This window comes from Pseudostreptobacillus sp., from assembly GCF_977040545.1.
The window spans coordinates 1-8,446 of sequence record NZ_CDRRBS010000048.1 but is presented as its reverse complement, the minus strand read 5'-3'; the positions used below and the strand labels follow the sequence as shown (position 1 = coordinate 8,446).

Annotated in this window: 7 protein-coding genes; 3 read left to right on the top strand and 4 right to left on the bottom strand. The window is 26.2% G+C overall.

The features are described from left to right. Positions 1 to 111: 111 nt before the first annotated feature. Both ACWYO2_RS03570 and ACWYO2_RS03565 read left to right on the top strand, forming a co-directional pair. The gene (locus tag ACWYO2_RS03570; protein WP_455515127.1) at positions 112 to 474 is read left to right on the top strand and encodes a MerR family transcriptional regulator; all 363 of its coding nucleotides are present in this window, start codon (positions 112 to 114) and stop codon (positions 472 to 474) included. A gap of 12 nt (positions 475 to 486) precedes the next feature. Beyond that, the gene (locus ACWYO2_RS03565) at positions 487 to 1,833 is read left to right on the top strand and encodes a cation:dicarboxylate symporter family transporter (protein WP_455515126.1); all 1,347 of its coding nucleotides are present in this window, start codon (positions 487 to 489) and stop codon (positions 1,831 to 1,833) included. 84 nt (positions 1,834 to 1,917) lie between these two features. Here ACWYO2_RS03565 and ACWYO2_RS03560 read toward each other — a convergent pair whose 3' ends face one another. From ACWYO2_RS03560 to ACWYO2_RS03550, 3 genes are read right to left on the bottom strand one after another with little or no spacing between them, the layout of a single operon-like run. Further along, complete coding sequence (locus tag ACWYO2_RS03560) at positions 1,918 to 3,027, bottom strand: ShlB/FhaC/HecB family hemolysin secretion/activation protein (protein WP_455515125.1); 1,110 nt, start codon at positions 3,025 to 3,027, stop codon at positions 1,918 to 1,920. A gap of 15 nt (positions 3,028 to 3,042) precedes the next feature. After that, the gene (locus ACWYO2_RS03555) at positions 3,043 to 3,942 is read right to left on the bottom strand and encodes an Imm49 family immunity protein (RefSeq protein WP_455515124.1); all 900 of its coding nucleotides are present in this window, start codon (positions 3,940 to 3,942) and stop codon (positions 3,043 to 3,045) included. A gap of 36 nt (positions 3,943 to 3,978) precedes the next feature. Beyond that, the gene (locus ACWYO2_RS03550) at positions 3,979 to 4,881 is read right to left on the bottom strand and encodes an Imm49 family immunity protein (RefSeq protein WP_455515123.1); all 903 of its coding nucleotides are present in this window, start codon (positions 4,879 to 4,881) and stop codon (positions 3,979 to 3,981) included. Positions 4,882 to 5,249: 368 nt separating this feature from the next. On the opposite strand from ACWYO2_RS03550, the gene ACWYO2_RS03545 reads away from it, so the two are divergent. Further along, positions 5,250 to 6,608, top strand: a complete 1,359-nt coding sequence (locus tag ACWYO2_RS03545; protein ID WP_455515122.1) for an MATE family efflux transporter — start codon at positions 5,250 to 5,252, stop codon at positions 6,606 to 6,608. Positions 6,609 to 6,664: 56 nt separating this feature from the next. On the opposite strand, the gene lpdA is transcribed toward ACWYO2_RS03545, so the two are convergent. Beyond that, positions 6,665 to 8,389, bottom strand: a complete 1,725-nt coding sequence (lpdA, locus tag ACWYO2_RS03540) for a dihydrolipoyl dehydrogenase (protein ID WP_455515121.1) — start codon at positions 8,387 to 8,389, stop codon at positions 6,665 to 6,667. Positions 8,390 to 8,446: the final 57 nt, after the last annotated feature.

The window sequence follows — 8,446 nt, the reverse complement described above, 5'->3', positions numbered from 1 at the left end:
TTTTATTTTAATATCAAAATAGACTTATTTTCTAATTTTTTAATTTCAAACCTTGACTTAGAGTCAACTCCATGTGTTATTATAACTTAATGAACTTGAAAGGAGTAAGCTATGACTATCAAAGAAGTAAGTAATATGCTTAATATTTCTCAAGACACATTAAGATATTACGAAAAAGTCGGGGTTATACCTCCAGTTCCTAGAACTAAAAGTGGTCTTAGAAACTATGGAGAAGAAGAAATAAATTGGATACAACACGTTACCTGTTTACGAAAATCTGGACTTCCCATAAAAACTATGATAGACTATTTAAATCTTTATTTACAGGGAGATTCTACCTATCCGCAAAGACTTAAATTATTACACGAACAATATGATGAAATATTAAAACAAAAGAAACAATTAGAAACTAGTTTAAATAGATTAAGCAAAAGAATAAAATATTATAACGATTTACTAAAAAACAAAAATTAGGAGGTACATTAAATGTCAGTAGAATTATTTTCAATACTATGGATAGTTATATTAATAGCTATATTAGGTCTTTTAATTCATATTAATATTAATTTAAAAAAGAAATTTAAATTTTCAACAAGAATAATCATATCAACAGTATTAGGAATGATTATAGGTATTATATTCAAAAGTACACTTGGAATTTTACCTATTGAAGGATCAGAAAAAGCCTTAAGTATTGTTTCAGCAGCTGTTTCATTAGTAGGTACAGGATTCAGTAGCCTATTAAAAATGATAGTATTACCATTAGTTGGTATTTCTGTTTATAACTCAATAATAAACTCTAAGAGTAAAAATAAACTAAAAGAACTATCTACTAAATCTGTTGCTTACTATACAATAACTGTAGCAATCTCTGCTATAATAGGTCTTATAATCGCTCTATCACTTGGATTAGGGAAAGGTATGTTTTTACCTGAAGGAGTAGAAGCTTGGACTGGAAAAGGAGAATATAAAGGTATAGTAGATGTTATAGTTTCATTTATTCCATCAAATATTTTTAAAGCCTTAACAGAAACAAGTGTTGTAGGGCTAGTTATATTCTCTGGATTTATGGGATTTGCAACTAATAGAGTTGGAGATAAAAATCCAGAAAAAATTAAACCTTTAAAAGATTTATCAGCTTCTTTATTTGAAGTTATGACTAGTGTAACAATTACTATTATCAAAATAATTCCTTATGGTGTGGCAGCATTAATGTTTGATTTAACTGCTTCATACGGAATAAATGTATTTAAAAATTTATTACTATATATCTTAGTTATGGTTATTTCATTAATCTTTGTATTCATAATGCAAACAATAAATTTAATAATACATGCTATAAATCCTATAAAATACTATAAAAAAACTTTACCAGCTTTATTATTAGCTTTCTCAACTACATCAAGTTTAGGAACTCTTCCACTAACTATTGAAACTTTAGAAAATGGTGTTGGAGTAAGTACAGGTACAGCAAACTTTACAGCAACTTTAGGAACTACAATAGGAATGAATGCCTGTGCTGGAGCATTCCCAGCAGTTGTTGCCGTAATGGTTGCAAATATGCAAGGAACACCTATAACACCTGTATTTTTATTATCTCTAATTGTAGTAATTGTATTAGGTTCTTTTGGAATGGCTGGTGTTCCTGGTACAGCATATATAGCAACAACAGTAGTTCTAGGTGGTATGGGATTACCATTTGCTCCAGTAGCTTTAATACTACCTATAGATTCAATAATAGATATGGGAAGAACTATGATTAATGTAAATGGTGCTATGGTAATTTCTACTGTAATAGATAAGGAATTAGGAACTTTTGAAAGTAAATTATAATCTAGCAAAAATAGAATATTAAAAGTTAAAATTCTTAAAAAAGGAGTGAATTTAGAAAAGTTTCTTTTTCTATTTTCACTCCTTTTATTTTACTACATCTAACTTTAAAGCAAACAATATTTTAAATATTTTATTGTACTCTAAAGACATATCTACATTTAATTTTGATATATCAAAGTTTAATCCTAAAGTTACTTTAGGTGTAAATGATTTATAGTTTGTATCAAATCCTATATTTGAATAAATATTTTTGTATTTTAACTTTAAATTTAATATTGTATTTAATTCTCTATTTTCTATAGTATTTATCATATTAAATATATCTTTATATTCATAATCTATAGTTAGTGATGGAATATATTTTTGGTTTGCCACCTTATTATCCATTCTTAATAATAGTTTATGATCTTCTTTTATCTTACTATTTAATCCTATAGATATATTATGTATCTCATCTCTTGAACTTAATACATCTTCTACATATGATTTTTTATCTATATACGAATACGAAGTAATTAAATTTATCTCTTTATTCAGCTTTTTATCTATCTTTATCTCATATTTATCAGACACCCCATATATATCATATATATTGTCATTTTCCGTTAGTATACTTTTTAAATATTTTGAATTTGAATATATTAAATATATCTTATTATTTTTTATTGGAAAAGATAAATTAATATTTAAGTTTTCATTTCTTCTTGCTTTTCTTTTATCCTTCACTTCTTCTATTTCTTCTCCAGGAAGCAACTCATCTATATTTTTACTTTCTTTTCTATTTGGTTGTATAGGTCTTACAAAAGTATATGTGATATCTAATTTTTCATTTAAAATTAATCCTTCAAGACCTGTAGAAATATTATATCTATATTTCCCTTCTTCACTGTTTTCTCCATAATTATCAAATGATAATGATAATTTAAAGGGATTTGTCTTTTTATTAGTTATTACTATATTTGATTTATCTTCTATATTGGATGGTTCTATTTTAATCTCTATATTATTATTTTTAACGTATTTAAAGTTAGAGACCAATTCATCAATTTTTGATATATCTAAGTTTTCTCCACTTTTTAGATCACTATTCAAACTTACATCCGAGCTTCCTTCTTTCCCATTATATATTATCTTATCTATTTCTGTAGCTTGTAAAATAAAAGGAATAAGTATTAGTATTATTAATTTTCTCATAATAGCCTTTCTGTTTTAGATATATAATCCCATTTTTATTTCTTCCTCTAGTTCTTTTACATCATAATGATATTCATATATCCAATCTAACCATTCTTCTTTTGTTATTGTATTTAAATTAAATTTTTTCATAAAATCATAAGGTTCATAATATTCTTTTGCTGGTGTTATATCTATCAATTCTTTTGGTGCTATTTTATGATCTATTCCTAAATCTATTCCATGATACATCGCTATCTTTGCATACATTATTACAAATATATGTAAATAAAAATCAAATGCTGTACTCATATCATTTAACATCTTTTTAGCTACCTTTTTTTCAAGCATTTTTTCTATTGTTTCTTTCATCTTTAATCTATCTTTTAATGCTAATGCTTTTAAAAATTCAAACTCTAAATATATATATTTATGATATGAAGATTTTGATGGATTATTTAAATATATATCTGATCTTCTTATTACAGATTCCCATTCTCCTTTTAGTGCTAGTAATATAGTTCTTGCTAAAAATTTATCTGATTCTGATTTAATATATTCATCTTTTTTTCTTTCATAAGCTACTAAATCAAAGTTTCTAATAAAGAAATCTATTATCTCTTTATTATTGGACATTAATATTTCACTTAAATCTATAACATTCCCTCTAAGTATACCTCTAGAATCACTACCCATAATCCATAGTTTTCCATATATATACATATCTTGTTTAAATTTTTCCAAATCTTTTTCAAAAAGTAAATTTTTTGAAGCACTATATAAATATATATCACCAATAAATTTCATACATATTAAAGGATTTCCCATTTTTTTTAAGACATATTCCAATGATTCTTTTTCGTCTTTTATCGCATAATCTAAATTACTTATTACTAAATTTATTCTTTCTTCTTTCACTTTATCATTAACTAACATTTTTCACCTCTATTTACTTTTAATATTTTCTCTTAATTAAACAAAACGTCCTATACTTATTCCTTTCTCTAATCTTTCTACATCATAATGATATTCATATATCCAATCTAACCATTCTTCTTTTGTTATTGTATTTAAATTAAACTTTTTCATAAAATCATAAGGTTCATAATATTCTTTAGCTGGTGTTATATCTATCAATTCTTTTGGTGCTATTTCATGATCTATCCCTAAATCTATTCCATGATACATCGCTATCTTTGCATACATTATTACAAATATATGTAAATAAAAATCAAATGCTGTACTCATATCATTTAACATCTTTTTAGCTACCTTTTTTTCAAGCATTTTTTCTATTGATTCTTTCATCTTTATACTATCTTTTAATGCTAATGCTTTTAAAAATTCAAACTCTAAATATATATATTTATGATATGAAGATTTTGATGGATTATTTAAATATATATCTGATCTTCTTATTACATCCTCCCAGTCTCCTTTTAGTGCTAGTAATATAGTTCTTGCTAAAAATCTATCTGATTCTGATTTAATATATTCATCTTTTTTACTTTCATAAGCTACTATATCAAAATTTCTAATTAAAAAATCTATTATTTCTTTATTATTAGACATTAACATTTCACAAAATTCTATAATTCCACCACCGCTTAGTAATCTTCTTGAATCTCTACTCATTATACATAGTTTCCCATATATATACATATCTTGTTTAAACTTTTCTAAGTCTTTTTCAAAAAGTAAATTTTTTGAAGCACCATATAAATATATCTTACCAATAAAACTTATACATATTAAAGGATCTCCCAATTTTTTTAAGACATATTCCAATGATTCTTTTTCGTCTTTTATCGCATAATCTAAATTACTTATTACTAAATTTATTCTTTCTTCTCTTATTTTTTCACTTACTAACATTTCTATTCTCCTATCTTGTGCATATATATCTTAATTTAAAATAAATTTATTAGTTATTATTCTTTTTAACTAACTTTATTCTCTAGTTATTATATCTAAAATAGTAAGTTTTTCTCTTGTTGCCTTTATATTTTCATTAATATCTATTATTATGTAAAAAAGAAAATAGTAATCTAACAAAAATTTTTTATAATATTTTTTCTATTTCTATTTTATTAAGGTTTGTCAACTGATATTATCACGTTTTTTTATATTCATCAACAAAAGAAAAGATAATGTGAAACAATATAAATTTATGTATTTTATGAATTTTTGATTTCTTTATTTTTTTTTAATTTTAAGATATAATAATTAAGACAGGAGGATTTATGAATATAAATAACAAAATGGGATATGAATCAATCCCCAAATTACTATTATCTATGGCTATACCTGCAATAATAGCAAATATAGTAAACGCATTATATAATATAATTGATCAAATATTTATAGGACAAGGTGTTGGTTATTTAGGAAATGCTGCAACAAGTATTTCATTTCCCTTAACAACAATATCTCTTGCAATAGGACTTATGATAGGTGTTGGAGGAGCATCAAATTTTAATATAGAATTAGGTAAAGGAAATAGAAAAAAAGCTGAAGAAATAGTAGGAAGTGCTATTGGAACATTAATTATAACAGGTATTGTATTATGTATAATGATAATAATGTTCCTTAAACCTTTAATGATACTTTTTGGTGCAACAAATGAAATATTAGAATATGCAATGAAATATAGTGCAATAACTTCACTTGGATTACCATTTTTCTTAATTGCAGTTGGAATAAATCCTTTAGTTAGAGCAGATGGGTCTTCAAAATATTCAATGTTTGCAATTATATTAGGAGCTTTAACTAATACTATACTTGACCCAATATTTATTTTTATATTTAACATGGGAATAGAAGGTGCTGCTATCGCAACAGTTATATCTCAAATTATATCTGCTTTAACATTACTTTTCTATTTTAAAAATTCAAAAAATATTAATCTTATTGTTAAAGATATATTACCTAAACCTATACTTGTTAAACAAATTTTGTCTTTCGGTATGTCATCTTTCATATTTCAATCATCTAATATGTTAATACAAATTATAACAAACAATTTATTAAAATATTATGGAGAAACATCTATATACGGCAGCAATATACCTATAGCAGTGTCAGGAATCGTAATGAAAATTAATATAATATTTATAGCTGTTATTATAGGATTAGTACAAGGAGCACAACCTATACTTGGATATAACTATGGAGCTAAAAAATATGAAAGAGTTATAGAAACATCAAAATTTTTATTTATTCTTGCAAGTATACTATCTACTTTATGTTTTTTAATTTTTCAAATATTCCCAAAACAAATAGTTTCTTTATTTGGTAGTGGAGATAAACTATATTTTGATTTTGCAATTAAATATATACATATATATATGGCATTTACTTTTTTAAATGGAGTACAAACTTGTGGTTCAACATTCTTCCCAGCAATAGGAAAAGCATTTAAAGGAGCTCTAATAGCTTTTACAAAACAAATTCTTTTTTTATTACCACTTTTAATTATTCTTCCAAATATATTGAATTTAGATGGTATTATATATGCAACTCCTATATGTGATTTAATGTCCTTTATATTAGTAATAATATTAATTTATACCGAATTTAAAAGTATTTCATCTAAAGTATAACTTCATTAAAAAAGTGCATCTAACCTATTAAGTTAAATGCACTTTTTGTGTAAAATTTATTTTTTCTTAGGTGCATGTACTGCAAGTCCTAGTACATCAGCAAATGCTTCATACATTACTTCTGAATATGTAGGATGCCCATGTATAGTTTTTAACATTTCTTCAACTGTTATTTCCATTTCCATTATTGAAGAAGCTTCATTTATTATTTCAGCAGCTGCTGGTCCTATTATGTGTACTCCTAATATTTCTCCATATTTTTTATCAGCAATAACTTTAATAAATCCAAAGTCTTCATCACTAGCTATAGCACGTCCATTTGCAGCAAAACTGAATTTACCTACTGAAATATCATATTTTTCTCTAGCTTGTTCTTCGGTTAATCCAACCATAGCAACTTCTGGCATAGTATATATAGCAGCTGGTGTTAAATCAAGTTTTGCAACATGATGATTACCATTAACAGCATTTTCAGCCGCAACTTCTCCCATTCTAAATGCAGCATGAGCCAACATCTTAGTTCCATTTATATCTCCAGGTGCATATATTCCTTTAACTGAAGTTTCCATAAATTCATCAACTTTAATTCTTCCTCTTTCAAGTTCAAATTCAACTTCACCTATACCTTCAAGATCTGGTACACGTCCTATTGAAAGTAGAGCTCTATCAACAACTAAGTCTTCTTTACCTTCTAATTTAATATGTAATTTACCATCTTTTTCAACTATTTCTTGAAGTTTAGTTGATGTCATTATAGTCATACCTTTTTTCTCAAGAGCTGTTCTTAAAGTATTTGAAACTTCAGCATCCATTCCTGGTACTATTCTATCCATCATTTCAACAACTGTAACTTTTGAACCAAATGTAGAGAATGCTTGCCCAAGTTCTACTCCAACAACTCCTCCTCCAATTACTGCTAATGTTTCTGGTACTTCATTTAATTCTAATATATCATCACTTGTCATAACAAGTTTAGAATCCATTCCTGGTATATTAATTCTACTTACTTTTGATCCTCCAGCAAATATTATCTTATCAGTTTCAACAAGTTTTTCTCCATTAACTAATACATTTTTATCTTTAGTTATTGTTCCTACACCTTTAAATACATCTACTCCGTTGCTCTTTAATAAAGCTCCTACTCCACCAACAAGTTTTTTAACAACTTTTGATTTCATTCCTAAAACTTTATCCATATCTACTGTAAAATTAGGATTTTCTATCATTATTCCACGTCCAGCAGCATGTTTAACACCTTCTATAATTTCTGCATTATGTAAATATGCTTTAGTTGGAATACATCCTCTATTTAAGCATGTTCCACCTAATTCAGATTTTTCTACTATAGCTACTTTTCCTCCTACTTGAGCTGCTTTTATCGCCGCTACATACCCAGCAGGTCCTCCCCCTATAACTACTACATCATAAGCTGAATCACTCTTTTTAGGTTTTGGAGTTTCTTTAACTTCTTTAGGTTCTTCTTCTACTTTAGGTGCTTCTTCTGATTTTGTTTCACTTACTCCACCTGTTGGTGCCTTTTCACCTTCTGCTCCTAAATAACCTATAACTTCAGTTACAGGAACTGTTTCTCCTGCTTCTTTTAATATAGCTATTAAATATCCATCTTCTTCTGCTTCAAGTTCCATATTTGTTTTATCTGTCATTATTTCTAAAAGTATTTCACCTTGTTTAACAGGTTCTCCTACTTTCTTTTTCCATTCAACAATTTCACCCTCAGTCATATCTATCCCAGCTTTGGGCATAATAATTTCTAATGCCATTTTTCCTCCTTATATTAACATTGTAATTGGATTTTCTAACAATTCTTTTAAATCCTT